26 protein-coding genes are annotated in these 24,317 nt (G+C 39.1%); 20 read left to right on the top strand and 6 right to left on the bottom strand.

What is annotated here, in order from left to right:
• Positions 1-30: 30 nt before the first annotated feature.
• The 13 genes from FBF83_RS06955 to FBF83_RS06895 all read left to right on the top strand — a co-directional run bounded on the left by FBF83_RS06955 (position 31) and on the right by FBF83_RS06895 (position 10,143).
• Positions 31-1,020, top strand: a complete 990-nt coding sequence (locus tag FBF83_RS06955; protein WP_136946358.1) for a LacI family DNA-binding transcriptional regulator — start codon at positions 31-33, stop codon at positions 1,018-1,020.
• Positions 1,013-1,900, top strand: coding sequence for a ribokinase (gene rbsK / locus FBF83_RS06950; protein WP_136946357.1), 888 nt, complete (start codon positions 1,013-1,015; stop codon positions 1,898-1,900). Before FBF83_RS06955 ends, rbsK begins: the two co-directional genes overlap by 8 nt.
• Positions 1,897-2,289, top strand: a complete 393-nt coding sequence (gene rbsD, locus FBF83_RS06945) for a D-ribose pyranase (protein WP_136946356.1) — start codon at positions 1,897-1,899, stop codon at positions 2,287-2,289. The genes rbsK and rbsD overlap by 4 nt, the downstream gene beginning before the upstream one ends.
• A 14-nt stretch (positions 2,290-2,303) precedes the next feature.
• Entirely contained in the window at positions 2,304-3,794 is a 1,491-nt protein-coding gene (locus tag FBF83_RS06940) for a sugar ABC transporter ATP-binding protein (protein ID WP_136946355.1), read from the top strand.
• Positions 3,787-4,737 carry a ribose ABC transporter permease RbsC gene (rbsC, locus tag FBF83_RS06935; protein WP_136946354.1) on the top strand — a complete coding sequence of 317 codons (951 nt, stop codon included), beginning with the start codon at positions 3,787-3,789 and terminating at the stop codon, positions 4,735-4,737. Before FBF83_RS06940 ends, rbsC begins: the two co-directional genes overlap by 8 nt.
• A gap of 10 nt (positions 4,738-4,747) precedes the next feature.
• Positions 4,748-5,671, top strand: coding sequence for a ribose ABC transporter substrate-binding protein RbsB (rbsB, locus tag FBF83_RS06930; RefSeq protein ID WP_136946353.1), 924 nt, complete (start codon positions 4,748-4,750; stop codon positions 5,669-5,671).
• 101 nt (positions 5,672-5,772) lie between these two features.
• On the top strand, positions 5,773-6,795 hold the full coding sequence (locus FBF83_RS06925; RefSeq protein ID WP_136946352.1) for a phosphotransferase enzyme family protein: 1,023 nt from the start codon (positions 5,773-5,775) through the stop codon (positions 6,793-6,795).
• 229 nt (positions 6,796-7,024) lie between these two features.
• Entirely contained in the window at positions 7,025-7,216 is a 192-nt protein-coding gene (locus FBF83_RS06920) for a hypothetical protein (RefSeq protein WP_136946351.1), read from the top strand.
• Between the two features lie 10 nt (positions 7,217-7,226).
• Positions 7,227-7,658, top strand: a complete 432-nt coding sequence (locus FBF83_RS06915; RefSeq protein ID WP_240688023.1) for an NUDIX hydrolase — start codon at positions 7,227-7,229, stop codon at positions 7,656-7,658.
• 150 nt (positions 7,659-7,808) lie between these two features.
• Positions 7,809-8,498, top strand: a complete 690-nt coding sequence (locus tag FBF83_RS06910; RefSeq protein ID WP_136946349.1) for a DUF2294 domain-containing protein — start codon at positions 7,809-7,811, stop codon at positions 8,496-8,498.
• A 138-nt stretch (positions 8,499-8,636) separates the two neighbouring features.
• Positions 8,637-8,822, top strand: coding sequence for a hypothetical protein (locus FBF83_RS06905; RefSeq protein WP_136946348.1), 186 nt, complete (start codon positions 8,637-8,639; stop codon positions 8,820-8,822).
• A gap of 113 nt (positions 8,823-8,935) precedes the next feature.
• Entirely contained in the window at positions 8,936-9,352 is a 417-nt protein-coding gene (locus FBF83_RS06900; protein ID WP_136946347.1) for an NUDIX hydrolase, read from the top strand.
• Positions 9,349-10,143 carry a protein phosphatase 2C domain-containing protein gene (locus FBF83_RS06895; RefSeq protein WP_136946346.1) on the top strand — a complete coding sequence of 265 codons (795 nt, stop codon included), beginning with the start codon at positions 9,349-9,351 and terminating at the stop codon, positions 10,141-10,143. Before FBF83_RS06900 ends, FBF83_RS06895 begins: the two co-directional genes overlap by 4 nt.
• Positions 10,144-10,199: 56 nt before the next feature.
• Here FBF83_RS06895 and chrA read toward each other — a convergent pair whose 3' ends face one another.
• Both chrA and FBF83_RS06885 read right to left on the bottom strand, forming a co-directional pair.
• Positions 10,200-11,387 (bottom strand): chromate efflux transporter, encoded by a 1,188-nt coding sequence (chrA, locus tag FBF83_RS06890; protein ID WP_136946345.1) that lies wholly within the window; start codon positions 11,385-11,387, stop codon positions 10,200-10,202.
• 12 nt (positions 11,388-11,399) lie between these two features.
• Entirely contained in the window at positions 11,400-11,708 is a 309-nt protein-coding gene (locus tag FBF83_RS06885; protein ID WP_136946344.1) for a PadR family transcriptional regulator, read from the bottom strand.
• A gap of 318 nt (positions 11,709-12,026) precedes the next feature.
• Between FBF83_RS06885 and FBF83_RS06880 the strand changes: the two genes are divergently transcribed.
• The 5 genes from FBF83_RS06880 (at position 12,027) to FBF83_RS21265 (ending at position 18,382) form a co-directional block, all read left to right on the top strand.
• The gene (locus FBF83_RS06880; RefSeq protein ID WP_420875120.1) at positions 12,027-13,451 is read left to right on the top strand and encodes an MDR family MFS transporter; all 1,425 of its coding nucleotides are present in this window, start codon (positions 12,027-12,029) and stop codon (positions 13,449-13,451) included.
• 627 nt (positions 13,452-14,078) lie between these two features.
• The gene (locus FBF83_RS06875; protein ID WP_420875110.1) at positions 14,079-16,046 is read left to right on the top strand and encodes an LTA synthase family protein; all 1,968 of its coding nucleotides are present in this window, start codon (positions 14,079-14,081) and stop codon (positions 16,044-16,046) included.
• 166 nt (positions 16,047-16,212) lie between these two features.
• Entirely contained in the window at positions 16,213-17,037 is an 825-nt protein-coding gene (locus FBF83_RS06870; protein ID WP_136946341.1) for an MBL fold metallo-hydrolase, read from the top strand.
• Positions 17,038-17,709: 672 nt separating this feature from the next.
• On the top strand, positions 17,710-18,075 hold the full coding sequence (locus FBF83_RS06865) for a cupin domain-containing protein (RefSeq protein WP_136946340.1): 366 nt from the start codon (positions 17,710-17,712) through the stop codon (positions 18,073-18,075).
• 181 nt (positions 18,076-18,256) lie between these two features.
• Positions 18,257-18,382: a hypothetical protein gene (locus FBF83_RS21265; RefSeq protein WP_255435920.1), complete on the top strand. Its 126-nt coding sequence runs from the start codon at positions 18,257-18,259 to the stop codon at positions 18,380-18,382.
• Positions 18,383-18,434: 52 nt separating this feature from the next.
• Here FBF83_RS21265 and FBF83_RS06860 read toward each other — a convergent pair whose 3' ends face one another.
• The gene (locus FBF83_RS06860) at positions 18,435-18,635 is read right to left on the bottom strand and encodes a cold-shock protein (RefSeq protein WP_048310643.1); all 201 of its coding nucleotides are present in this window, start codon (positions 18,633-18,635) and stop codon (positions 18,435-18,437) included.
• Positions 18,636-19,004: 369 nt separating this feature from the next.
• On the opposite strand from FBF83_RS06860, the gene FBF83_RS06855 reads away from it, so the two are divergent.
• Complete coding sequence (locus FBF83_RS06855; protein WP_240688000.1) at positions 19,005-19,817, top strand: STAS domain-containing protein; 813 nt, start codon at positions 19,005-19,007, stop codon at positions 19,815-19,817.
• 316 nt (positions 19,818-20,133) lie between these two features.
• On the top strand, positions 20,134-20,769 hold the full coding sequence (locus FBF83_RS06850) for a YczE/YyaS/YitT family protein (RefSeq protein ID WP_136946339.1): 636 nt from the start codon (positions 20,134-20,136) through the stop codon (positions 20,767-20,769).
• A 56-nt stretch (positions 20,770-20,825) separates the two neighbouring features.
• On the opposite strand, the gene FBF83_RS06845 is transcribed toward FBF83_RS06850, so the two are convergent.
• The 3 genes from FBF83_RS06845 to FBF83_RS06835 form a co-directional block, all read right to left on the bottom strand.
• Positions 20,826-21,926 carry a M24 family metallopeptidase gene (locus FBF83_RS06845; RefSeq protein ID WP_136946338.1) on the bottom strand — a complete coding sequence of 367 codons (1,101 nt, stop codon included), beginning with the start codon at positions 21,924-21,926 and terminating at the stop codon, positions 20,826-20,828.
• 41 nt (positions 21,927-21,967) lie between these two features.
• Positions 21,968-23,362, bottom strand: a complete 1,395-nt coding sequence (locus FBF83_RS06840) for a sodium:solute symporter family protein (protein ID WP_136946337.1) — start codon at positions 23,360-23,362, stop codon at positions 21,968-21,970.
• Between the two features lie 392 nt (positions 23,363-23,754).
• Positions 23,755-24,234, bottom strand: a complete 480-nt coding sequence (locus FBF83_RS06835; RefSeq protein ID WP_169525218.1) for a site-2 protease family protein — start codon at positions 24,232-24,234, stop codon at positions 23,755-23,757.
• Between the last annotated feature and the right edge of the window lie 83 nt (positions 24,235-24,317).

The raw sequence follows: 24,317 nt of genomic DNA, 5'->3' as shown, positions 1-24,317 counted from the left end.
CCGGTTACATAAGAGGGAGGAGTGAACCTATTGGCTACTATAAGAGATGTAGCAAAAGAAGCAGGTGTATCAGTTGCTACTGTATCACGTGTTTTGAATGATAACGGGTACGTTGGAGTTGAAACGAGAAAACGTGTAACGGAAACTATTGAACGCTTGAATTACAGTCCAAATGAAGTAGCTCGTTCCCTCTATAAGCGAGAGTCCAGACTCATTGGCTTATTGCTACCTGATATTACAAATCCATTCTTTCCTCAGCTTGCACGAGGTGTAGAAGATGAAGTGCATCAGGCAGGCTTCCGGTTATTGCTCGGTAATAGTGATGAGGAAGCTAGCAAGGAGCTTGATTATATTCAAACATTTGTACAAAATCAAGTGGTCGGTATGATCTCCGCAACGAACAATACGGATCGTGAGAACTACGAAGATATTGATTTACCTGTCGTTTTCTTAGATCGGACCTCTAAGCATCATCCTTCTGTTTTTGCAGACGGAAGAGAAGGTGGGAGGCTGGCTGCTAGGGCGCTAATAGACAGGGGCTCAACGAAAATCACGCTTATTAAAGGCCCTGCACACGTTCAGCCTGCTCAGGACCGTTTTCAAGGAGCGCTTGCAGAACTAAGCAAAGCAGCTGTTGATTTCTCAGTACTCGGAACGACTTCTTATGCATTTGAAGAGGCGAAAACATGGGCAGAGGAGCTTTTCACTAAACATCCCGAAACAGATGGAGTCATTGCCAGTAATGATATCGTTGGTATTGCTATTCTACATGAAGCACTTCGACTCGGTAAAAGTATTCCAGACGAGCTTCAGATTATAGGTTTCGATGATATTCCACTTAGTAGTCTTTCTTATCCTTCGTTATCGACAATCAGGCAGCCTGCTTATGAGATGGGGAAAGAAGCCGCGAAGCTTCTTATCCGAATGATTAAGAAAGAACAAGAAATTGATCAAATGATTCAACTTCCTGTTTCATTAATTGAACGAAATACGACAAGAAAGGTTGATAAAGATGAGTAAAGCAAAAGTAGCAGTTATCGGTAGTTCATCAATGGATCTTGTGGTCACTTCCAAGAAACGTCCTAATGCAGGTGAAACCGTACTTGGTGAATCATTTAAAACCGTTCCAGGAGGCAAAGGAGCAAATCAAGCTGTTGCAGCAGCACGCCTTGGAGCAGATGTTTATATGATTGGCTGTGTAGGTGATGATGATTATGGGAAAGCGATCCTAGCAAATTTCACCGATAACGATGTAAATACCGATTATGTGGAACCGGTTACAGATATGAGCGGAACCGCTCATATTATTCTTGCCGAAGGTGACAACAGTATTGTGGTTGTCAAAGGAGCAAATGATCATGTAACGCCAACGTATATTGATAAAGCTTTAGAACTGATTAAAGAGTGTGAACTTGTCATGATTCAACAGGAAATTCCTGAAGAAACGGTCGAGTATGTAGCAGAGCTATGTAAGAAGATAAATGTACCACTTCTATTAAATCCGGCACCAGCTCGTGAAATTTCAAAAAAGGTTATAGAGAATGCTACGTACATTACCCCAAATGAGCATGAAGCAACTGTCCTTTTTCATGGTCAACCGATCAACCATGCATTAAGGGCATTCCCTGAGAAAGTATTTATTACAGAAGGGGCTGCGGGAGTTCGCTATTTTGATGGTGTGAAAGAAGTACTTGTTCCATCTTTTAAAGTAGAAGCTGTTGATACAACAGGAGCAGGAGATACGTTTAATGCAGCTTTTGGTACAGCCATTGCCGAAGGGAAAGGAATTGTGGAAAGCATAACATTTGGAAATCGTGCGGCTTCCCTTTCTGTAACCGGTTTTGGGGCACAAGGTGGTATGCCAACGCGTGAAGAGGTAGAAAGGGTGCTATCGGAATGAAAAGAAGAGGTATGCTCAATAGTCATATAGCAAAAGTCCTTGCAGATCTCGGTCATACAGATCAAATTGTGATAGCCGATGCAGGACTTCCAGTGCCAAATGGTGTCCCAAAAATAGATCTAGCGCTAAAGCCTGGCACACCATCATTCATTGAAGTGGTAACTGAACTTCTCAATGAAATGGTCGTTGAACAAGTCACGCTTGCTGAAGAAGTTGAAACAAATGTAGAGGTAAATAAAGAACTTAAGCATCGTCTCGGTAACGTTCATACAAGCTATCTTACACATGAAGCGTTTAAGGAACGCACAAAAGAAGCGAAGGTCGTCATTCGAACAGGAGAGACGACCCCATTTGCAAACTGCATTCTTCACGCAGGTGTAAACTTTTAAAAGAGGTGAATAACATGCAAATTAGCATGACCAATATTCATAAAGCATTTGGAAGTCATAAAGTGCTTGAAGGGGTTAACATTGAAATTCAAAATGGAGAGGTTCACGCTCTTATGGGTGAGAATGGAGCTGGCAAATCCACTTTGATGAATATTCTTACTGGTCTACACAAAAAAGACAGTGGAACAATCATAGTTGATGGGAAGGAAACGGTTTTTGATAATCCAAAGCAGGCAGAGAATAATGGTGTGGCATTTATTCATCAGGAACTGAATATCTGGCCTGACTTAACTGTTCTTGAAAACTTATTTATTAATAAGGAACCGGTTACACGTTTTGGTTTACTCAACACAAGAAAAATGAAAGCGGTTGCGAATGAGCAGTTTAAAAAGCTTGCTATATCCATCCCTCTTCACCAGGAAGCAGGTAAATGCTCTGTTGGACAGCAACAAATGATTGAAATCGCGAAAGCATTAATGACAGATGCCAAAGTGATTATTATGGATGAACCAACTGCAGCTCTAACTGAGAGAGAGATTCAAACGCTTTTTAAAGTAATCCAATCACTGAAAGAGCATGGCGTTTCAATTGTTTATATTTCTCACAGAATGGAAGAGATTTTTACAATCTGTGACAGCATTACGGTCATGCGAGATGGTAAAACCGTTGATACTAAACCAATACCAGATACAAGCTTTGATGAAGTGGTTCGGAAAATGGTAGGACGTGAATTAACAGACCGCTTTCCAGAACGATCCCCAAACCCTGGTGATACGATGCTTGAAGTTAAGGGACTTTCACGTAAAGGTGCCTTCGAAGATGTCAGCTTTTCGGTGCGATCAGGAGAAATCGTTGGTGTGTCAGGTTTAATGGGAGCTGGACGTACAGAAATCATGCGTACCATTTTTGGACTTGATGGAAGATACGGTGGGGAAATTCACCTTAATGGAAAACAAGTGACAATTAAAAGTCCACATCAAGCTGTATCACTGGGACTCGGTTTCATTACGGAAGACCGTAAAGAAGAAGGACTTGTACTAGATTTCTCGTTAAAAGACAACATTGCGCTCCCGAGTTTATATAGTTTTGCTCCTAAAGGACTAATCAATGAGAAAAGCGAGCAAGATTTCGTAGAATTATTGATTAAGAGACTGACGATCAAAACAGAATCTGCTAGAACGAGTGCCAAAAACCTATCAGGAGGCAATCAGCAAAAGGTAGTGATTGCGAAATGGATTGGAATTGGTCCTAAAGTCTTGATTCTCGATGAACCAACGCGCGGCGTCGATGTAGGCGCAAAACGTGAAATTTACCAGCTAATGAATGAGCTAACAGAACGTGGTGTCGCGATCATAATGGTGTCATCTGAGCTTCCTGAAGTTCTTGGAATGAGCGATCGTATCCTTGTTTTTCGTGAAGGCAAGCTGACGGGTGAAGTATCGAAAGAAGAAGCAACGCAAGAGAAAATAATGACACTGGCAACAGGAGGTCACGAAGATGAGTAAAATGAAAACAAATCACGTCGGGGATGTTATGCAAAAACTTGGACCACTACTAGGATTAATGGTTCTCGTTATTACCGTTTCAATTTTAAACCCTAGTTTCTTAGAACCCTTGAATCTACTTAACCTGCTTAGACAGGTGGCGATTAATGCCCTTATTGCATATGGTATGACTTTTGTAATTTTAACTGGTGGGATCGATCTATCAGTTGGATCGATTCTTGCCTTATCCAGTGCGCTAATGGCTGGCATGATGGTATCTGGTATTGATCCGATATTAGCTATACTAATTGGGTCACTCCTTGGTGCACTAATGGGAATGGTAAACGGATTATTGATTACAAAAGGTAAAATGGCGCCGTTCATTGCAACGCTCGCTACAATGACAATGTTTCGTGGACTAACTCTCGTATACACAGATGGAAATCCAATTACCGGTCTTGGTGAGAGTTACGCGTTTCAGCTTTTCGGTCGTGGTTATTTCCTTGGTATTCCAGTTCCAGCGATTACAATGCTTTTATCATTCGGTGTTCTGTGGGTCATCTTGCACAAAACCCCATTCGGTAGAAAAACGTACGCGATCGGTGGCAATGAGAAAGCAGCACTTATTTCAGGTATTAAAGTCTCACGTATTAAAGTAATGATCTATTCACTAGCAGGGTTGTTATCAGCGCTCGCAGGTGCAATCCTTACGTCACGCTTAAATTCAGCACAGCCAACAGCTGGTATATCCTATGAGCTTGATGCGATCGCAGCTGTTGTGCTGGGTGGAACAAGTCTTTCAGGTGGACGTGGATTAATTATTGGTACGTTAATTGGTGCACTCATTATTGGTACATTAAACAACGGTCTTAATTTACTCGGCGTATCTTCCTTCTTCCAGATGGTTGTGAAAGGTGTCGTTATCATCATTGCCGTACTAATTGATCGTAAAAAAGCAGCTTAGGAGGTTTACTATGAAAAAAATATTGCCATTACTGCTCAGTTTGTCACTGCTAATGCTAGGAGCTTGTTCGCTTCAGCCTCCTGAGTGGGCGAAGCCGAGTCAAGATACGAATCTAGAAGATATTAAAATTGGTTTATCTGTTTCTACATTAAATAATCCATTCTTCGTATCCATGAAAGACGGGGTAGAAGCAGAAGCGAAAGCAAATGGAATGGATGTCGTTGTTGTAGATGCACAGAATGATGCAGCCAAGCAAATTAACGACGTAGAAGATCTAATTCAGCAGGGGGTTGATGTATTACTGATTAACCCGACTGATTCTGCAGCAATTTCTACAGCTGTTCAATCTGCCAATAGCTTAGGGATTCCAGTTGTTACATTGGACCGTTCAGCTGAAAAAGGAGAAGTTGCAACGCTTGTCTCCTCAGATAATGAAAAAGGTGGAGAAATGGCTGCCAAGTATCTAGTCGATCAGCTTGGAGAAGGTGCAAAGATAGCTGAACTTGAAGGTGTGCCAGGTGCTTCTGCAACTCGCGAACGCGGTAAGGGGTTCCATAATATCGCAGATGAAAAGCTTGATGTTGTAGCAATGCAAACAGCAAACTTTGACCGAACAGAGGGTTTAAATACGATGGAGAACTTGCTTCAAGGTAATCCTGATATCAAAGCGGTTTTCGCTCATAATGATGAGATGGCGCTTGGTGCAATACAAGCAATTCAAAGCTCAGGCAAAGATGTCCTGGTAGTAGGATTTGACGGTAACGAAGATGCAATCAATAGTATCTATGATGGAAAGCTTTCAGCAACGGTTGCTCAGCAGCCTGAAGAAATCGGAGCACTTGCTGTACAAGCTGGTGTTGATGTTCTAAAAGGAAATGAAGTAAATGAAACGATTCCTGTTCCATTGAAGCTAGTGACGAAAGATACAGAATAACGATTAGCGTCCTCGACTATGGGGGCGTTTTTTCTTTAAAAAGGAAATTGATGAGAAAAGTCGAACTTTCTAGTTATTACAACAATTAGGGAGGTGCTGAGTTGGAAACGTGGATTGAGGCCTTATTCTCGGAGGCCATTCTTGAAGATGCAATCAAGCGGTTTGGTATACAGGCGGATGAGAAAAAAATGCTAGGTGATTTTGAAAACTATGTCTATGAAGTAAAGCAGGGTGAACAAGTTTGGATTCTACGACTAACACATAGCTCACATCGTTCGATGGAGGAAATACAAGCCGAACTAGACTGGGTTAATGAATTGCACAGGCAGGGTGTCAATGTCTCTCGCGCCGAGTCGGAACAAAGGATTGAGACGATTCCATTAGAAAAGGGTTCTTTCTATGCATGTCTATTTAACAAAGCACCAGGATACGTAGTGAAAACCGATGAACCCGACTTTGGTTCTGAATTGTTCGAAGCATGGGGCAGAGAAGTTGGAAAGATGCACAGAATTTCGATGAACTACCATCCCCCAAACGGGAGGAGTAGATGGGATCAGGGAGATTTACTGCGGTTTGATCACTATCTTACAAGTAGTGAGGACGAAAGTATTATCACTGCGGGGAATAGACTTGTTGAAGAAATTAAGTCCTTTCATGAAACGGGTAAAACATTTGGCCTTATTCACTCTGACGTTCATCAGGGTAACTTTTTATATGATAGTAAAGAAATTCATCTCTTTGATTTTGATGATAGTATATACCACTATTATATTAGTGATTTGGCAATTCCAATATACTATGCTGTTTGGGGTAAGTGTGGGGAGGAATCACTTCAGGTAAGATCTGCTTTTGCCACAGATTTTCTATATTCATTTTTGAAAGGTTATCGAAAAGAGGCGACGATATCGAACGAATGGCTTAGGACAATACCTTTTTTTCTCAGGTTAAGAGATTTTGAACTATATACGATTTTCCATAAGAAGTTTAACGTGGCATTAATGAAAAAGAAAGAGAAAAAGGCTTTGCAGGACATACGTCACCGTTTGATAAATAAGGAATTAATTGCCGACATTTCTTTCGACAATGTGATGATGAAGTTGGAAATGCATAACGATGTTTTCTAATTGGTTATTAGTGGTAATGTACTTTCTGAAGCGTCGAATAAAGATGAGATGAAGCCAGGGGAGAGCTCCTCTGGTTTTTAATGTTAATTTGTTCTATCCGCGAATTTCTGAGTATATCCGCGATTTTGAAGTTATATCCGCTAAAACAACAAGTTTATCCGCGAAATTTCAAATATATCCGCGAAAATGAAAGACCATCTTAGAATCACATATAGAAGGAGGCATCACTATGAAGAAAAATGTGCTATTTACGATAAGTTTATCAATTATCGTTATTGCAATTCTCTTGATCTTTCTTTTAGAAGAAGATCGGTCAGCACGTCCTGGAATGATTATGTCTCTAGGTGCTCTTATCGTAGTGATTCAGCGGGTTGCATGGTTATTTTTGAATAAAAAAGGGAAGCAAAAAAAGAGGAGGTAGTGAGTTGGGTGTGAAGGTGAAAGCACTGGGACTTCTAATAAGAGGAGATGACATCCTTGTGGAAGCTTACCATGGTCCTCATTCGAAGGGAATGGGCGATTACTATCGACCACTTGGTGGAACGATTGAAGTAGGTGAACGATCCCATGAAACCGTTGTGAGAGAATTTAAGGAAGAACTAGGGCTTGATATTACAATTGATACGTACATAACGTGTATAGAAAATATTTTTACAATCGATCACGAGCTAGGTCATGAGATTATTCAATTGTATGCTGTTTCATTCACAGACTCTTCCTTGTATAACAATGAAGAATATTATTTCATAGAAGGAATAGATGGTGTCGCAAAGTGGTTGCCGATCAAGGATGTGCTGTCTGGAGTAAGTACAGTCTATCCAGATGGTATAGAGTCAGTGTTGAAAACTTTTTTAGAGAAGTAAACAAGACTGTGAGAATCGTAAATCATTTCTTGTCATCTAATTGAAATATGAAATTCACGCTTTATCCTTTTAATAATAAGGAAAGACTACTATAATGACTACTGGATGGGGAATATAAAGTTCCCGTCTTAATATAAAGGGTGAACAACATTGGAGCCTAAATCAACAGAAGCAGAAATTGCGAGTTATGTTGGTAAATTGTTAAGAGATAATTTTGGGAAAGGTCCTTCGTCGGTTTATGTGTCGATTAAGGAGCCTTATATTTCAATATACTTCCGCGATTTTCTAGCGCCAATGGAGCGTGTACTCGTGGATCAAAAAGAAGATATGAGGGTGGAAGAGACCCGAGATCTCCTTATGCAGGGGTTGTTGCCAGAAATAAAAGCATCACTTCGTGTAATGGGAAATCTTGAAATAGAGTCGTTCTACCATGATTGGTCATTACAAAATCGTTCAGGAATGATCCTTGGCGTAATGAAAAATGGACAGAATGAAGAAGAAAATGGACTCTGTGAGTACCATGGGAAAGGTAGAGTTCACGAAGAAATCATACGGGTAAGTAAGCTTGCAGAGAAAGCACCTGAAAGCGTGGATTCATGTTTATTAAATGAACGAACGCTCGTTGTGCTTCGTGATGGTATACTTGTACGAATCGAAAAAGAGCTTATTCGTGGAGGCTTTGAAGAAGAGCTTAAACTAACGAAGAGGCGTCTTGAAAAAGGATTGCTTCATGAAAATCAATTCGAATCAATCCTATCGACTAAAGTACAGGATATTTTTGTAGATTGGGATTTCAATCTTGATAAAAGCTATATTACCATTATCATTAAACCAATTTAATATAAGGTGGAAATACACTGGGCGATAGAACCAGTTATAAGCCGAAGAAAACCTCTTATAGGTCTTCTTCGGCTTTTTTTTTATTTCCATATACTTCTTGCTTAAGGAGAGATAGAGAAAAAAATAAGGAGGAAGATCATGAAATATTTAATTGATCATTCAAAACGTGTTATTCATCGCACAACATTTGCTGGGGATTTATGTGAATTCCATACAACACCTGTTGATGAAAGGGAAGGCACACACGATAGCCTTTATCTTAAAAAGTTAGTAGATAAGGAATGTTATGAAGTATGTATTCATTGCAAAGGAAGCATAAAGTAATCGTTCGTTTTTAGTTATGATGGCTTTTTTCTTTTTTACGTTTAGTCACAAAGGATATGGATCACACGATTTCGAATCTAAGAAAGGGAGAGTGGAAGGAAGGGGTAAGATTCGTGGCTAGAAATCGAGCAGGTGTGGTTATTATAAAAGATAGAAATGTGGCCTTAATTAAACGAGTGAAAAACAATGAAACGTATTATGTACTACCTGGTGGCGGAATTGAGCATGGCGAAACATACGAACAAGCAGCTACAAGGGAAGCGTTTGAAGAGCTCGGAGTAACCGTGCAAGTAGGTCCTCTCTTTGCCACAATCGTAGACGGTGGGGAACAGTATTATTTTACTGCTAACATACTAAGTGGCGAGTTTGGCAGTGGAACTGGAGAAGAATTTGAAAACAGAAGTTCTGGAACCTATCAAGCAGTCTGGATTCCAATAACTGCTATAAATCAAGTAAACGTTTATCCTACTGCAATCGCTTCTCATCTTATTGAAAATGATAACTCAGAGAAGTCTAGGCGGGAACCATGAACAGTAGGATAAGCTGGGTTGGTAGTGACCGGTCATATGTTGATGAATTAAACTATTGCCAGGTTGGCAGAGTAGCTGTAGGAAGATTTGGTGGAAATTCATCAAGCGGTCAGGATAAGAATGAAGATGGCTGTCTAGTTTGGACAGATCATGATTGGGAACTTAGTATGGTGCTTGACGCTCACAAAACAGCAGAGAGTGCTGATCTTGTGATAAAGGAGATCAAGCAGCACCGCTCTATTCTTGAATGTATTCTTGAGAAACCCGTGGGTGAAGCGATTGGAGCATTGCAAGAAAGGATTCTATTCATTTTTCAACATGAAGACTTTAGACAGAGGTGCCAAGAGGTAACAGGCGAGACAGCCTGTTTAATCGTGGTACGCAAAGCGAAATATGTTTGGTGGTTCTCTGTAGGTGATTGTGTTCTTTATCTAATTCATCCAGATCTTGAAGTATTAGGCGAATACAAACAGAATCATCTTAGTTTCTATGAGTGGATTGGTAAAGTGAACACGTTTGATGCAGTCGTTCCATGCTATAGCACAGGGACGAAAGAGCTACGAAAAGGGAAAACGATTTTGCTCTTAACGACAGATGGTCTTATTGAATGTCCTAATACGAATTTTCATTCATCAGTTGAAGTTGCTAAGCGTATGAAGGGGAATACTGTTGGTGAAGGTGTCAGGCAGTTGTTAAGCGAAGTGAAAGAGAATGGAGTGAGAGATAGTACGACGATTCTGTCGTGGGAAATCGATATTGAAGAAAATGCGACGATGCCAAGCGATCGTTAACGTATTCTTTTCAACGACAAACAAAAACGAAGACACCTAGGTGTCTTCGTTTTTGTTTAACTAATCAATTGAATGAGGTATCCACCTATAACACCAATTCCAACAATCAACCATGCCGGTAACTTCCAGATAGAGAGAAGTGCGAATAGAATGGCGGCTAATGCGAAATCCTCTGGAGCGAGAATGGAGCTTTTAATAACAGGATCATAGAAAGCTGCTAACAGGAGTCCAACTACACTTGCGTTCACACCAATTAGTATTTTTTGAAAAGATGCACGTTCTCTTAGCTCATTTAGAAAAGGAAGGGCTGCGGTTATTAATAAGAAAGAAGGTAGAAAAATGGCGATTGTAACGACAATAGCTCCGGTAATGCCTTCTAACATGGTACCGATGTAGCTAGCAAACGTAAACAGTGGACCAGGGACGGCTTGAGCCATACCATAGCCAGCAAGAAATTGATCACCTGTTAGCATACCCTGAGGAACGATTTCACGTTCAATCATAGGGAGAACAACATGGCCACCACCGAATACGAGCGCACCAACTCGGAAGAACGTATCAAACAAATTGAGCAGGGCATGATCTGTGAAACGGTTGATAACTGGTAATATAATTAGAAGTGATCCTAAAATCAGGAGCGAAAAAACACCTGTCTTCTTTGATATAGATACGGGAAATGGTTTGACATTCGTTTCCGTTTTATTGCTAAACAGTCTTAATCCGAGCAGTCCAGCTCCAGCAATAATGATCAGCTGCATCCATGCAGAAGGGTATAGTAACATAATAAGTGCAGCTGAGAGTGCAATTGCTATCCTCGTTCTGTCAGGCGTTAATTTCTTCCCAAGTCCAATAATCGCATGAAGAACGACTGCAGCCGCAACGATTTTTAAACTATGTATAAACGTTCCATCTCCGAAAGAGAATGTTTGATACAGCATTGCGAAGATAACAAGAATTAGAATAGACGGCATCGTAAATCCGAACCAGGATACAATACCACCAAGCATACCTCCTCGCACCATCCCGATTGCAATGCCAACCTGGCTACTCGCTGGGCCAGGTAAGAACTGACACAAAGCAATAATATCGGCATACATTTTCTCATCAAGCCATTTTCTTCGATCGATGTATTCATCTTTAAAATAAGCAAGGTGTGCCACAGGTCCACCAAAGGATGTTAGACCTAGCCTAGAGGATACTAGGAAAATTTCTATTAACGTCTTTATGGAGTATTTACGAGACATTGGTTTTCTCCTTTAATTTGTTATTTCTTTAAAGAGCTCATAAGCCTTTGCTTTCGCTTCACTTAATACATGACTTCCTTTATCTGTCGTGCGATAGTACTTTCGTATTTTCCCGTTTACATTTGCTTCCTCTTTCGTAAGTAATTCATCCTTTTCCATCGTGTGTAGAATTGGATAAAGGGTACCTGCACTAATTTCATAACCATGCTCCATAAGTTCCTCAAGCATCCAAGCCCCGTAAATTGCTTCCTCCTTAGCATGGTGAAGAATATGGATTTGAATAAATCCTAGAAAAAGCTTGCGAAGTACTTTATTATCCAAATAACCATCCTCCTAATATCGGACATCAATATCGAATTCCGATATAATTGTAATGGGGTTTTAATTGCTGGTCAAGGAATGGCTAGGAAATTAACCAATCATTGAAATACATAGCCCATAAAGGTAAATTCTTTCAATAGGACATGATATATAGTAAGATACTTTTTGTTGTCTTGAGCATTAATAATTGTAAATCATAATATGCCCATCACTTCTAACGATTTAATCTATGAAAGGAAAAAGGGGCGCTTAAAGGTGGAAAATAAAAAGACATACGAATTTCTGGCAGAGGATCCGGAGTTTAATGTAAAGCCCGTAATGATTTCTCTTATTATAGGAGCGTTCTTTGCCATACTTAATGAGACGTTATTAAATATAGCTTTAACAACGTTAATGGAGAGATTCAGTGTTACACCTGCTACAGTGCAGTGGATGGCAACTGGATTTATGCTAGTGATGGGAATCTTAACACCAATCTCAGCACTATTACTTCAATCTTATACGACTCGACAAATGTTTCTAGGTACGATGACGATCTTTACGTTTGGAACGGTTATTTGTGCTATCGCTCCAACATTCAGCATTTTATTAGGTGGTAGACTGCTTCAAGCGGTTGGAACAGGGTTGCTGATTCCGATTATATTTAACACGTTTCTACTTGTATTCCCACCAGAACGACGCGGAACAGTAATGGGGACAATAGGACTTGTCATAATGTTTGCTCCTGCTATTGGTCCAACCCTTTCTGGCTTAATTGTGGAACATCTAGGATGGAGATACCTCTTTATTACCGTAATCCCTTTTGCGCTGTTCTCAATTGGATTTGGCTACAAGTTTCTTAAAAATGTGGGGGAGGTTACGAAACCAAAAGTAGATATTCCTTCCATTGTACTTTCTACACTCGGTTTTGGCGGAGTTGTACTTGGATTTAGTTTTGCAGGCGAGGGGGACGTCGGCTATCTCACTCCAAAAGTATTTTTACCACTGGTCATTGGGGTAATTGCACTTATCTATTTCGTGTTTAGACAGTTGAAATTAAAAGAACCATTACTTGATGTTCGGGTTTTCCAATACCCGATGTTCACGGTGGCTGCCGTCTTATTTATTATTATCATCATGGCGATGTTCTCATCTGAGATTATTTTGCCTATGTATATGCAGGGACCGCTTGGTTTAACCGCCGCAACAGCTGGGTTAATTCTATTGCCTGGAAGTCTATTGAACGGGCTAATGTCACCAGTGATGGGAAAGTTGTTCGATAAATTCGGTCCTCGTAAATTAATTATTCCCGCATCAGTTGTACTTACGGGAGTCATGTTCACGTTCAGTACAATTGGATTAACTACACCGATTTGGCTCATCATTGTCAGTTATGTTCTATTAATGGTGTCGATTTCAGCAATCATGATGCCTGCCCAGACGAATGGGTTAAATGGTCTGCCGAAACACCTGTATCCACATGGTACGGCGATCATGAACACGCTGCAGCCTGTTTCTGGTGCAATAGGTGTCTCCGTTTTCATCAGTATCATGACAAACCGGCAACAAGCTTATTTAGATCAAGCTAGTAATCCAACAAATGCTGAAACAATCAGTCAGTCTCTCGTTTCAGGTGTAGGCCTTGTCTACCTTGTTGCATTTGGGTTAACGATAGTTGGCTTAATAGTCGCACTGTTTATTCGTAAAGCTGTTCCAGAAGAAAGAAGGGACCAGAGCGAACAACCTGTGGTCAATGAATCATGAGAAAAGCGCCTTTAAATGAGGCGCTTTTTTTCATTGGGCTCTTTTCTAAAAGATTGTTGCTTTTGAAAAATTCTTATATAAAAGCCACACTTCGCTAATTGGAGCGGAAGGATGCTCGACTCCTGCGGGACAAGCGGGACAGGTGAGACCCCACAGGAGCGTTAGCGACGAGGAGGCTCACCGCCCGCCCCGCGGAAAGCGAGCATCCTGGAGCGGAAATTAACCCACGCTTATAGCATCAATGTATACGAAAAGAGCCTTTCATTAACATTGAAACGAATATTGTATTGGAACGTAAACGTAATATGCTTGTTAAATGAATGGATAACATTAACAACTTCCTTCAGTAACCTTGTGTTTTCACTCTGATTCTTCATAATAATGGCATCGTTTTTGTAAGTTATACGTTCCTTATTTTACTGTAGCGTTACATTCGTTGAAATTAACGTAATTGACGTTAAAATAACGTTTCCAACTTAAGTTATCATCAATTACATCCCTCGAGTGAAATTTGACATTAAACTAGATTGGGCGTATTATACTCGAGTATTAGCGTGTAAAAAAACAATAAATTTACATTTAATTAATAGATCACATATAAAGCGGGAATTTCCCGTAAGGAGGTTTATGACAGTCATGCGTGAACAATTAAAAGCTCAAATGAATAAGCCGTTGACATTGTTCTTTGGCGTCATTCTATTATTCTGGTTAAAAACCTACGCAGTCTATCAAACTGAATTTGAATTGGGTATTAAAAACGGTATTCAATCATTTCTACTTGTATTAAATCCAATTAGTTCGTTACTGTTATTCTTTGGTTTTGCTTTATTCTTTAAAGGACGTAAGCGAGCATGGGCAATCCTTATAATTGATTTCTTGCTATCATTTGTACTATATGCAAATATCGTTTACTATCGTTTCTTTAATGATTTTATTACCTTACCAACAGTTATGCACACAAATGATGCTGGAGAATTAAAAGACAGTGCATTTGCTTTAATGCATTTCACAGATGTTTTCTACTTTGTTGATACACTTCTTATTCTTGGATTGATTCTGTTTAAGGTTGTTAAACCGCAGGCACCAGTTAAAAGAAAGAAGATCGCGTTAATATTTGCTTCAGCAGCTGTCTTTTTTACAGTGAATCTTGGTCTTGCTGAGGCTGATCGTCCGGAACTTCTTACACGTGCATTTGATCGTACGTACCTTGTGAAATATCTTGGGCAATTTAACTATCAAATTTTCGATGCGATAACGACAATTAAATCGAATTCACAGAGTGCTTTTGCGAGCAGCGATGATCTTACAGATGTAAGAAACTTCGTTGAAGCAAATCGTACTGAACCAAACCCGGAGTATTTCGGTAAAGCGGAAGGAAAAAACGTGATTTATATTTCACTTGAATCATTCCAGACTTTTGTTATTGGGAAAGAAGTGAATGGTCAGGAAGTAACGCCTTTCTTAAATAGTCTTGTTGAAGACCAAAATACGTTCTATTTCGATAACATTTTTGGTCAAGTTGGACAGGGAAAAACGTCCGACGCTGAATTTATAATGGCAAACTCTTTGTACCCACTACCGAGTGGATCGGTGGCAATGGAAAAAGCACGTAACACGTATCAAGCTCAACCAGCGATCCTTGAACAAAAAGGATACACGACGTCATCTTTCCACGGAAATGGTAAGACATTCTGGAACCGTGATGAGATGTACAAATCATTTGGGATTCAGAAATTCTTTGATTCAAGCTACTATGATATGAACGAGGAAAATGTTCATAATTATGGTCTGAAAGATAAACCATTCTTTGAGGAATCCATGCCATATCTTGAAAGTCTTGAAGAACCGTTTCATGCGAAGATGCTAACGTTATCGAACCACTTCCCGTTTACTATGGATGAAGGTGATGTCGATTTCCCTACACCTGAAACAGAAGATTCAGTGGTAAATGGTTACTTCCAAACTGCAAAGTATATGGATGAATCGATTGAACAATTCTTTAATGATCTTAAAGAATCTGGTCTATATGAAGATACTGTGATCGTCATGTATGGTGATCATTATGGTATTTCAAACAACCACAACAAAGCCATGGAAAAAGTGATGGGGAAAGAAATGAACCCATATGAAAATGCTCAAATGCAGCGAATTCCAGTATTTATTACTGCACCTGGTGTAGAAGGAAAGCAAGTTCATAAATACGGTGGACAGATGGATATTAGAGATACAGTTCTTCATCTTCTAGGTGTTGAAACAGATAAGTTCATCTCATTTGGTTCAGATCTTCTCTCTGAGGATCATCGTGAGATTGTGCCATTCAGAAATGGAGACTTCGTAACACCTGAAGTAACATCGGTTAACGAAAAGTGTTATGCGAACCCGACTGGAGAAAAAGTTGATTCAGAAGCATGTGAAAATGCAGGTAAGTTCGTGAAAGAATCACTTGATCTATCTGATAAGGTTGTCTACGGTGATCTGCTTCGTTTCTATGAACCAGAAGGTTTTACACCTGTTAATCGAAATGATTACAACTATAATGTCAATCAAATTGACCCTGAACAAGAAGTACCTGAGCAACAAAAAGAACAAAAGTAAATTAAAAGCACCCTACCAATTTGGTAGGGTGCTTTTTCGAATTGAAAATCCTACGAAAGTTGTAGCTGAAAATAAGGCGATTGCTTGAGTCATGCAGAAGAAAATTAGGGTATAATTTCCATGAGGATTGAGTTGTTAAGTAATAAATGAAAAGGAGATGATACGCATGAAACGATCGATCTGTATCACCTGTGGTACGCAATATTCATTAATGGAGAATGAGCCAGAATCATGTCCAATCTGTAGCGAAGAGCGTCAATATGTTAATCCAGAGGGACAGGAATGGACAACGCTTGAGAAGATGCAAAAGGGAGAACAATTTCAGAATCAAGTAATTGAGGAGGAACAAGGACTATATAGTATTACGACTTCCCCTTCCTTTGCGATTGGTCAGACAGCTTACATTGTTCAACAAGGTAATTTTAATCTTTTATGGGATTGCATATCCTATCTTGATTCACAAACAATTAACCAGATCATCAAGCTTGGAGGAATAGATGCAATAGCTCTTTCGCATCCACACTATTATTCATCACAGGTAGAGTGGGCAGAGGCTTTCAATGTACCTATTTATATTCATGAAGACGATCGACAATGGGTAATGAGAGAAAGTGAGCATATACGTTTTTGGAGAGGTGAAGAGCTAGCGCTTGCATCTGGATTAACAATCTATCGTCTTGGAGGTCATTTCCAAGGTGGTGCAGTTCTTCATAATGAAACAGGAAATGAAGGTAAAGGTCTGCTTCTAACGGGCGACATTATTCAAGTCGTTGCCGATCAAGAATGGGTCAGTTTTATGTACAGCTACCCAAATCTAATTCCTCTCCCTGCTTTTAAAGTTAGAGAGATGGCAGACAAGATAAAGCCGCTCACTTTTAATAGGATCTATAATGCTTTCCATAAAATCGTTGAGAATGGAGCAGATCGTGCTGTACAGCATTCGGCAGACCGATATATCCAAGCACTAGAAGGTCAATTGTTTCATACATAAATTAAGCAGCCTCAAGAAGAGGCTGCTTTTTTGAGTCTACATACTATAAGTCCTATAGAGGTTGGCTTTTACTATAAATAGGAGGAATTGGATACAAAGAATGAGAATAGAGTACCTAGGTAGAAAGGATGGGTTTGTGGATAGTAGAACCCAAAGACAAATTTCACTTGAGTAGAGGATTGGCTTGATGAAGAACGTTATCTTGAAGCAAAAGCAATTGTAAAAGGAAACAACCTAAGAAGAGTTTTCGTTGATCAGGTATCGAATGGTTTGCAGGTTTTGGAAATTCAAAGTAGTGGAACGATACTATTGTAATTGCCTTTTTCAATGAAACACTCGCTTGTCATCGTCAAATCGTACTTCAATTCGGTAGTGAAACAATTAATGGAGAAAATAAACTCCCTCTATTAACAAGTACCAATTTATAGAACTAACAGCACTAACAGAAGAGATGTTCAGCTCTAATTTTCTCCGGAATGTTTTTAAAAAAAAGCTCTTTTCTAGAAGGTTATTGCTTTTGAAAGAATTTTTATATAAAAAACCACACTTAGCTAATTGGAGCGGAAATTAACCCACGCTTATAGATGTATATGAAAAGAGCCTTTTTAAAAAATCTTAGGTAATCCATTTTAATTGAACTAGTGTTTTAATGTGATCATAGGAGGTTTCAAGATGGAAATTTACAATTTTAAACGAACGACAGGGAAAGAGATTACGAAATTTGGGTCTCAATTTATCATGTCACGTATTACACAAACGGAATCAAGTGTACATATTGGAGCAATGTATTTAGATAAAGACAATATTATTGGCTATCACCAAGCTGTTACACCTCAGCTATTATTAATTCTGAGTGGAGAAGGATGGGTTAGGGGGGAAGAAGATGAACTAGTGAAAGTAAGTGCGGGCGATGCTGTGTTTTGGAATAAAGATGAATGGCATGAAACGACGACTGAAGAAGGGCTTACTGCTATTGCAATTGAAGGTGAACTAGATCCAGCTAAGTTCATGAGTATTAAAGAGGAGGTAACTTCGTAAGTTTTATTTAGAACTGAATTTCAGAAGAACAAATATAGAACGGATCATTCGGTTACAGTTGGATTTTGCCCACGTTTTGCTGCCTGTTTGGTTGATGTTGTTTTACCTGGTGTACCGTTGGAAAAAGGATAATAGGGGTGAGAATAGCTCACATGAATGGAGAGCCGCCGGAGGTCTAACGATGGGGCTCATGTTTGTGGTTGCTGCCATTGTCTATGCATTAACGCTAAGGATGCAGATCACCGTGCTCTTAATGAATTTGATTGCAGGCACATATGTAATTAAAGCATCGCCTGTACATGAATAGAAAACAAAATAAAAGGCTTTTCCCTTAAGGGAAAAGCCTTTTTATATGCTATTTACGCTTTAGTTACGTTAGTAGCTTGTGGTCCGCGGTTACCTTGTTCAGTGTCAAAAGTAACTGTTTGACCTTCTTCAAGAGTTTTGAAACCTTCGCCTTGGATAGCTGAGAAGTGAACGAATACGTCGTCTCCGCCTTCAACTTCGATGAAGCCAAAACCTTTTTCTGCGTTAAACCATTTTACTGTACCTTTATTCATGTGTGTATCCTCCAAGTGCATTTTGCACAAATATTACTATTACTGCTCTACATAATCATTTGAGATGTAAGTACTTTCTGAAGTAGCCTATTCTTTAATAATCAGTACCGAACAACAATAATTAACCTTAGTATAACACGTTCACCAAAAAAAGCAAACATCATCTGGAAAAAGGTTTGGAAAAGGAATGGAATATAACTTGGTAAAGTCAATTTTGAACGGGAGAGGTATTACGAAAATCTGGATAAAAGCTTTTATAACAAGGATTAAGCATATAAAAAAGAGAGGGGCGACGAAGTTTTTAATGTAAAATAAATTTCTTTCTTCTATAATGAATGAGAGATTCGATATAATATCGGAGGTTAGAGGATGAAAGCAAACCCTGTCATAGAAAAAGAAGTTCTAATGATTGGTAAGAAGATAGAGGAAAGTAAATTAGAAATAGCAAAAAATATTCTATCTAATGAGTTTGAATATGAGACTGAATTAAAGTTAAGTGAGGAAATAGTACAACTATGTGCTGATGCTATCCTCATTGGACAGATTGATGCGGAGAATCGCATAACCAAATGGGCACGTGAGACAGGGGAATATGCTGTTAACTATGGCTCAGAGCTAGATGTATTATTGAAGAACACATCACATTTTAGACAGGCTATATGGAATGTGATTGAAGAAGCTTCAATGGAGAACAATCTTTCCATAAAGACCGTATTTGAAGTTTCACGTATCATTGATCCTCTGATTGATCAGGCCGTGTATGCTTTTAGCACCGCCTATGTAGCCTCCTATAGAAGTTCACTTAGTCATGCACAGGAAGTTTTTCTAGAACTTTCTGTCCCAGTTGTTCCTATTCTTGAAGGTGTTGCTGTCTTACCAATAGTAGGAGATATCGACACACATCGAGCAAGTTTGTTGATGGAAACCGCTTTAAGGCAATCGACTGAGAAAAGTTTAACCCATTTGTATATTGACCTTTCTGGAGTAACGATTGTAGATACAATGGTAGCAAACAACATATTTAGTATCATTTATTCCCTTCAACTTCTTGGTGTTAAAGGCATTCTCTCAGGAATACGACCTGAAGTAGCCCAAACGATGATTCATCTAGGGATTGATTTTTCTTCTATCCAAACACACAGCACGCTAAAACAGGCGCTTGCAAAGCATATATTAAATTAATAAACAATCATGCTGTCCATTTGGGCAGCAGTTTTTCTATTCTAAAAAGAGTAGAACAGTTGAAAAAAATGGTATCTTTTTTTTGAGTAAAATCGATTGACGATTTTACCAATCGCTAATAAAATGAACTCGAAAAATCGTAGAAAGTATCCTCTCTTCCAAACGATGAGACAGGACCTCGGCTGACAGTAAAGCGTAATAAAAACGTCAAGTACAGCTAGGAAAGCCTCTAGTGTACTGATTGGTTAATCCAATCATAAGAGGGAGTTTCACTCTACCAGATTTTCTTTATTCTATAGGAAGGGAGGAGATCGTAATGCTTTATCGAGTTACGATTTACCTTCTAGGTATGTTTATTAATTTTTTCGGTGTAGCACTGATTATACATGCTACACTTGGCGCAGGTTTCTGGACGTCCTTTTTTATCGGGATTTCAGACTTAGTTGGTTTGACGGTTGGATTTTGGTATGGGGTGTTTCAGATCCTCGTAATTTTTATAAACAGTAGTCTTATGAAACAAAAGCCAGAATGGTTAGCTGTTTTGCCGATTGTACTTGAAAGTTTCATCCTTGATTTCTGGCTAGAAATTGTATTTGCATCTGTTAATTTAACTACTGCTCCAATAATGGCAAAAGTCTTTATCCTTATAGCGGGTATGGTGACCATTGGACTTGGAGTTGCAATCTATATTCTGCCACAGTTTCCACGAGCTCCATTTGATCAATTGTTCCTCGTTGTAAGCTCGCGTTTTAAACTTAGCTTGCAAATGGGACAAACGATCGTTGCTGTTATCATGGCAACACTTGCATTGATTATAGGTGGTCCAGTTGGAATAGGGACAGTTGCACTTGTGATTCTCCTAGGACCGATTATTCAGTTCTGGTATGAAAGGGCATATCCTATGTACTATATGTTATATCCAACACATGCACCGCATGAAGAATATTTATAATTAAAAACTACCCATAAAAAAAGGAACGACTCAATCCATGAGTCGTTCCTTTTTCATTATCTAATAATTTGCAGCTCTTTAGGATACTTGGTTAGCGTTTCATATCCTGAATGCGTAACAAGTACATCATCTTCAATTCGGACTCCACCAACCTCAGGAAGATAAATGCCAGGTTCAATTGTATAGGTCATACCTTCAACTAAGAGAGAGTCGTTATTTTCACTCATTGAAGGGTATTCATGGACATCAATTCCTATTCCGTGACCGATTCGGTGTGGGAAGTAGTCCCCGTAACCTGCTTCAGTAATAACTTCTCTAGCCGTTTTATCTAAATCGCCTAGTCTTGTTCCAGGTTTTGATATCTCAAGCGTTTGAAGCTGAGCGTTTAAGACAACATTATAAATTTCTTTTTGCTTTTCGTTAACTTCTTGGAAGGCAACGGTTCTTGTAATATCTGAGCAATAGCCGTCTAACACAACACCAAGATCGAATAGAACAAGGTCGCCTCTTTTTAGCTTACGATCTCCGGGATTACCATGTGGTTGTCCAGCTTTTTCACCAAAAAGCACCATTGTCGAAAAGGACATTTCTCGAATGCCTTTTTTCTTTAGTTCGTATTCAATCGTTGCAAGAACTTCCATTTCGGTACATCCCTCGCGAAGTGCTTTCACTCCTGTTTCAACGCCAAAATCAGCTAGTGCAGCAGCTTTCTTAAGAACCTCTAATTCTTTCGTATCTTTAATTAAGCGAAGCTCATTTAGTTTATCTTCAGCGCTTGTAAATGTAACGGAAGGATATCGATTCATCACTTCTTCAGCACGTCCATAAGAGAGAGTTTCTTTCTCGATAGCAACTTTAGTTGCTTCCATGATCCCTCTGTTCTTCAACGCTGTGTGAATCATGTCCCATGGATTATCTGCATCACCGTGACCGATGATTTCATGTTCCCAACCTGCGTCTCTAGCTTGATCTACTTCCATCCCAGGACAAACTAGAAACGGTTCATGATCAGGGAAAATAAATAGACCTAATAACCGTTCATGAGGTTCGCATTCGAAGTCGGAAAGATAGAATACATTAGAAGAAGAATGAACAAATGCAAATGTTTGTTCAGTTTCTTTTAGCCAGTTAGAGAATTTTTCTAATCGTTGATTCACGTTTATCCACAACCTATTCTATAGAAATTCTGATTAGTGTATTATGCAGTCTTTGTTTTGTTTGATGTCGCGAGCGTTACGATAATTAGTACAATAACAGCGACAGGTACAGCAAAGAGAACACTGTTTAAGTCAAATGGTTTTGATAGTGGAATTTCCCAAACAAGAGTTGTGACAACACCAGCAATCATAGATGAAATACCACCGTAAATGTTAACACGTTTCCAGAAGAAGACAGCTAGAACAGCTGGTGTGATTCCTGCTCCGTAAACGGTATAAGCATACATTTGAACAGAAAGAACAGTTGGGAAGAAACTAATGATAATGTAAGCAAGTACCCCCAGGATCACAATGAACCACTTTGTCATGACTAACAATTGTCTATCTGTTGCATCTTTATTGATGTATTTACCAAAAATATCGTATGTTACATTTGTTGCGGCGGATAGTAGGTAGGAGTTACCAGTTGTAATAATAAATGCAGTTGCTGCTGTTAAAAGAATACCTCCTACAAACGTTGGCATGACAACTGTTGTTGCCATTAAAGCCATTCCTGGATCAATGTTTGGAAAAAGTGACCGAGCTGCGAATGCAATTAAGCCGATTGTTGGTGAAATGAGTATCATGGCTACAAGCCAACCAATTTGTGCTTTCTTTGATGACTGATCGCCACTTGAAGACGCCAATCGTTGGTACATGTTTTGGTCAGCCAACAGTAGGAATAATGAAGGCAATAAATATCCTAGAAGTTGAATGTTTGATAATTGACCACTGAATGTTAAGTGATCTGCTGGCACATTCGCAACGATGTTATCCCACCCTCCAGCAATAACAAAGATTGTTGGTAAGGTGATGGCTAATCCTAGAACCATAAGGATAGCGCTGATTGCATCAGTAGGAGCAACTGAACGCAGACCTCCTATTGTTGCAAGGAAAATAATAAGAGCTGCCCCAATGATTGTTCCTGTTTCAACTGAAATACCGGTTGTCAGATTGAGTATGAATCCAAAACCCTTCATTTGATAAGAGACAATTCCAACATAAGCAAGAATGATGATAATACCGGCTAACATCCTCGCGAATGAACCATATTTTTCTTCTAGAATCGAAGAAACTGTATATTTACCGAAAGCTCGAATTCTAGGAGCTATAATATAAAGAACGAGTATCCCTATAATTGTCGGTATGGCCATAAGAAACGCTGGGATGATTCCGTAACTGTAAGCCATAGACGTTTCTCCACCGGAAATACTACCGCTTCCAGTCCATGTAGCTAGCAATGTTCCTGTCAATACAAGAGCACCGAGTCCCTTACCAGCAAGAATGAAGTCCTCACTATTTGAAACCTTCTTCGAGAAATAAATTCCCAGACCAACCATTAGAATGCCATATGCAATGACAAACCATAGAAGGTTTGGATTATGTGTAATTTCCATTATGCCACTTCCTTGTCTGTGTATTTTCTAAGGTGCGCACCGTAAAGTATGCTACCACATTACATTCATAAATAAAAAAAGCTTAAAATTTTACATTGGAATACTTTAGTAGTCAACCTTATTTTGCTCAAATTAAATCACTACTATTATCACCTATAGATGTATGATATTTCCTTTTATTAAGTTTTTTATACGCAGTAATAGTAATATAGTACTAATTTATAATTAAATCCCCGCTTTAAAAAAGCGCTATTATTTACAATTTTCTAGTAATTTAGACTCAGGATTCAAAAAGTAGGTAGTGAGCGACAGATATTCATTTGCTACTTCATAAAAAAAGGGTATCAGCAGCTTTCGCTCTGATACCCTTTTTTATGAAAGTTGGACCTTACTCAATCGATCGGATCTTCTGCTTTACCATAGCGTAGAACATCGAAGATCGCCATGCCATCGCTTGGTTTTCCAGCGTCATTTCGATAAGGCATGAGGGAGAAGAAAATAAAATAAATAGAGAAGTATGTGAATTGATAGAAGAACAAGTCGACTGGCAGAATATCAGCGTAGATTAGTGCGTTAATAATTAAAATCACGATGATATTAAATAGACTACCTGCTGCATATATCGCAACGTGTGCCCACGTTTTGTTGTAAGTTAGATCTTCGTACTGACACCATCCTTCCATGAAATACTTCTTTTTCACTTCGAGGGGGCCAATGTTAAAGATTGTTTTCCCTGTTCCTATACAGAATTTAATTTTACCGCCAAATATCCTTGCAATAAGAACGTGACCTGCTTCATGTATGAGTGTAATGATTGGTAATATAACAAAAAAGTTCACAAAGAACATTGGAATATCGCTTAACGTAAACATTAGAAAACCTCCGTCATCTGTCGTGTGATGTACACTATAAAGGAAGTTCCCGAATATCTCGTTTTATAACGATAATTTACTAA

Origin of the sequence: Guptibacillus hwajinpoensis (assembly GCF_005144865.1) — a bacterium.
GTDB classification, from domain to species: domain Bacteria; phylum Bacillota; class Bacilli; order Bacillales; family Guptibacillaceae; genus Guptibacillus; species Guptibacillus hwajinpoensis_A.
This window is presented reverse-complemented; position numbering and strand designations above follow the sequence as displayed.

Coding starts and splice junctions, on each gene's coding strand:
- rbsK (WP_136946357.1), top strand. CDS start 1,013: ATGAGTAAAGCAAAAGTAGCAGTTATCGGTAGTTCATCAATGGATCTT.
- rbsD (WP_136946356.1), top strand. CDS start 1,897: ATGAAAAGAAGAGGTATGCTCAATAGTCATATAGCAAAAGTCCTTGCA.
- FBF83_RS06940 (WP_136946355.1), top strand. CDS start 2,304: ATGCAAATTAGCATGACCAATATTCATAAAGCATTTGGAAGTCATAAA.
- rbsC (WP_136946354.1), top strand. CDS start 3,787: ATGAGTAAAATGAAAACAAATCACGTCGGGGATGTTATGCAAAAACTT.
- rbsB (WP_136946353.1), top strand. CDS start 4,748: ATGAAAAAAATATTGCCATTACTGCTCAGTTTGTCACTGCTAATGCTA.
- FBF83_RS06920 (WP_136946351.1), top strand. CDS start 7,025: ATGAAGAAAAATGTGCTATTTACGATAAGTTTATCAATTATCGTTATT.
- FBF83_RS06905 (WP_136946348.1), top strand. CDS start 8,637: ATGAAATATTTAATTGATCATTCAAAACGTGTTATTCATCGCACAACA.
- FBF83_RS06895 (WP_136946346.1), top strand. CDS start 9,349: ATGAACAGTAGGATAAGCTGGGTTGGTAGTGACCGGTCATATGTTGAT.
- chrA (WP_136946345.1), bottom strand. CDS start 11,387: ATGTCTCGTAAATACTCCATAAAGACGTTAATAGAAATTTTCCTAGTA.
- FBF83_RS06880 (WP_420875120.1), top strand. CDS start 12,027: ATGATTTCTCTTATTATAGGAGCGTTCTTTGCCATACTTAATGAGACG.
- FBF83_RS06875 (WP_420875110.1), top strand. CDS start 14,079: ATGACAGTCATGCGTGAACAATTAAAAGCTCAAATGAATAAGCCGTTG.
- FBF83_RS06870 (WP_136946341.1), top strand. CDS start 16,213: ATGAAACGATCGATCTGTATCACCTGTGGTACGCAATATTCATTAATG.
- FBF83_RS06865 (WP_136946340.1), top strand. CDS start 17,710: ATGGAAATTTACAATTTTAAACGAACGACAGGGAAAGAGATTACGAAA.
- FBF83_RS21265 (WP_255435920.1), top strand. CDS start 18,257: ATGGGGCTCATGTTTGTGGTTGCTGCCATTGTCTATGCATTAACGCTA.
- FBF83_RS06860 (WP_048310643.1), bottom strand. CDS start 18,635: ATGAATAAAGGTACAGTAAAATGGTTTAACGCAGAAAAAGGTTTTGGC.
- FBF83_RS06855 (WP_240688000.1), top strand. CDS start 19,005: ATGAAAGCAAACCCTGTCATAGAAAAAGAAGTTCTAATGATTGGTAAG.
- FBF83_RS06850 (WP_136946339.1), top strand. CDS start 20,134: ATGCTTTATCGAGTTACGATTTACCTTCTAGGTATGTTTATTAATTTT.
- FBF83_RS06840 (WP_136946337.1), bottom strand. CDS start 23,362: ATGGAAATTACACATAATCCAAACCTTCTATGGTTTGTCATTGCATAT.
- FBF83_RS06835 (WP_169525218.1), bottom strand. CDS start 24,234: ATGTTTACGTTAAGCGATATTCCAATGTTCTTTGTGAACTTTTTTGTT.